The sequence below is a fragment of the Streptomyces sp. NPDC007095 genome (genome assembly GCF_040634475.1).
GTDB lineage: Bacteria > Actinomycetota > Actinomycetes > Streptomycetales > Streptomycetaceae > Streptomyces.
Map to the genome: position 1 here is coordinate 1 of NZ_JBEYFS010000476.1, position 2,515 is coordinate 2,515.

Sequence of the window (2,515 nt, forward strand, 5' to 3'; positions counted from 1 at the left end):
GGTGACGAGCCCGGCACCCCGCAGGGTGACAAGGCCCCGCTGCACGGCATGGACGGGGGCCCGGCGGGGCCCGCGAGGCCCGGGGCCGGGGGCGAGCTCCCCGCGACCACCCGGGCGGCGATCATCAACCGGGCCAAGAAGTGGGTCGCCTCGCGGGTGCCGTACAGCATGTCCGAGTACTGGGCCGACGGATACCGGCAGGACTGTTCGGGCTTTGTCTCGATGGCCTGGAACCTGCCGGGAAACGAGTCGACGGGCAGTCTCGACACGTTCGGCGTACGCATTTCACGCGACCAGTTGCAGCCCGGCGACGTACTCCTCTTCCACAATCCGGCGGATCCCGAGAAAGGCTCGCACGTCGTTCTTTTCGGCGGCTGGTCGGACTACACCCACACGTATTACCTCGCCTATGAACAGACGCGCCCGCACACCCGCGGGCAGTCCACTCCGTACGCCTACTGGACCGACTCGGACCGCTATGTGCCCTACCGCTACAAGGGGCTGGCCGAGGGGAAGAGCGGCGCGGCCGCCTCGGCGCCGGGGGTCACCAGCGGCCGCTACCCGGGCCCGTCCTTCTTCGGCCCCGGCGCGGACAACCCCCAAGTCACCCGGCTGGGCCGGCTCCTCGTGGAACGCGGCGCGGACCGCTTCTACTCGACCGGATCCGGATCGAGCTGGTCGGACGCGGACCGGCGGGCCACCCGGGCGTTCCAGCGGGCGCAGGGCTGGCGCGGCACGGACGCGGACGGGCTGCCGGGGCCGCAGACCTGGTCCTACCTGGTGGGGAGGAAGGGCAGGGACATTTCGGCGACGGGGAGGCCCGCGCCGGGGGCCCCACCGGTGGGCGGCCCGGGGACGAAGGGGTTCTCGGCCCCGTCCGTGCCCGCCGCCCCCTCCGTCCCGACCATTCCGTCCGTGCCGTCTATTCCGTCTATTCCGTCCGTGCCGTCCGTGCCGTCCGTGCCGTCCGTGCCGTCCGTGTCGTCCGTGCCCGGCTATCCCGGGCGCGGGCTGTTCCGGCCGGGCGCCGACAACGAGTTCGTCACCCGGCTCGGGGAGCAACTCGTGAAGAAGGGGTTCGGCAAGTACTACACGTCGGGTCCGGGGCCGCGCTGGGGCGAGGCGGACCGGCGGGGCGTCGAGGCGTTCCAGCGGGCGCAGGGCTGGCGCGGCGGCGCGGCGGACGGCTGTCCGGGGCCGGAGACCTGGCGCCGGCTCTTCTTGTGACAGGGCCGGGATCACTCTTCCACGCGCGGAGGCATGGAGGCAGCTATGAGTACGACGACTTCACCCACCCCGGAGTCCGGGGGGACGCCGGAGGGCGGCGCTTCCCGGTCCGCCCGGCTCATCCACAACGAGGCGACCACCGAGATCCCCGTCCATCTGCTCTTCCGGGACGACCCCGAACCGGTGTCCGTGCCGCTCTCGCCCGCCGTGGTGGGGCGGCGGCGCGGCACGGGCGAACAGCCCCGGATCCGGCGTCCCATGCTGGGCCGGGCCCCGCGCCCGGTGCCGGAGGTCGACCCCGAACTGGTGGAGCGCCCCGCACGGGTGCTGCCCGGAGTGGCGGGTGTGCTGGCCGGGGCCTGCGGGGTGGCCGGATGCGTACTCACCACCTGGTGGTCGGGTGTGCTTCCGCACAGCGCGGGGAGGGTGATCGGGCTGCCCTGGTACGCGGGCGCCGGACTCGGCCCCGCGCAGTGGGCCGCGTACGCCGGGGCCGGCGCGCTCGGACTGTTCGGGTTCGGCGGGCTCTCCCGCGGTCGGACCGGGCGGGCCTGGGTGCTCGGCCTCTTCGGCCGCTACCGGGGCACGGTCCGGCGCACCGGGCTGTTGTGGATCAACCCGATGGTGCTGCGGCGCCGGGTCGACGTACGGCTGCGGCACTGGCGCAGTGAGCCGATGTCGGTGGTCGACGCGAACGGGGTCGCGCTGCGGGTGGTGGTGCTCGTGGTGTGGCGGGTCAAGGACACCGCGCGGGCGGTGCTCGGGGTCGAGGACCACGAGACGTATCTGCGCGAGTGCGTGGAGGCGGCGATGTCGCGGATGCTCTCGCAGTTGCCGGCCGAGGCGCCGCCCGCCGTCATCAAGGACGTGGCGACTCTGCGCAACACGGACGCGGTCGGCGAGGTGCTCACCGGGATGATCGCCGCGGACACCGCGCCGGTCGGCCTGGAGGTGTTCTCGGCGCAGCCGACCCGGATCGAGTACGCCCCCGAGGTCGCGGCCGTGATGCAGCGCCGCCGGATCGCGACCCTGGACGCTCAGCACCGCGACACCGTGCTCACCTCCGTCGTCGACTCCGTCGAGGACACGGTGACCCGGCTGACCATGCGCGGGCTGGTCGAACTCGACGACTACGAGCGCAAGGCACTGGTGAAGGACCTGACGGTGGCGTTCTACACGGGGCGCAGGGAGGCCTCGCCGTGACGGGGACCGACAGCGGGGCCGTGACGGGGTCCGACGGCGGGGCCGTGACGGGGTCCGACGGCGGGGCCCGTCACGCACCGGCCGA

2 protein-coding genes are annotated in these 2,515 nt (G+C 73.5%); both read left to right on the forward strand.

The features are described 5' to 3' along the window. Positions 1 to 1,227: peptidoglycan-binding protein (locus ABZ656_RS57470; protein WP_360280655.1), on the forward strand; the 1,227-nt coding region annotated here is incomplete at its 5' end. Positions 1,228 to 1,272: 45 nt separating this feature from the next. Continuing rightward, positions 1,273 to 2,430 carry an SPFH domain-containing protein gene (locus ABZ656_RS57475; protein ID WP_101404977.1) on the forward strand — a complete coding sequence of 386 codons (1,158 nt, stop codon included), beginning with the start codon at positions 1,273 to 1,275 and terminating at the stop codon, positions 2,428 to 2,430. Positions 2,431 to 2,515 lie beyond the last annotated feature (85 nt).

Bases quoted from the DNA above. Each gene is read 5' to 3' on its own strand.
- ABZ656_RS57475 (WP_101404977.1), top strand. From the start codon at position 1,273: ATGAGTACGACGACTTCACCCACCCCGGAGTCCGGGGGGACGCCGGAG.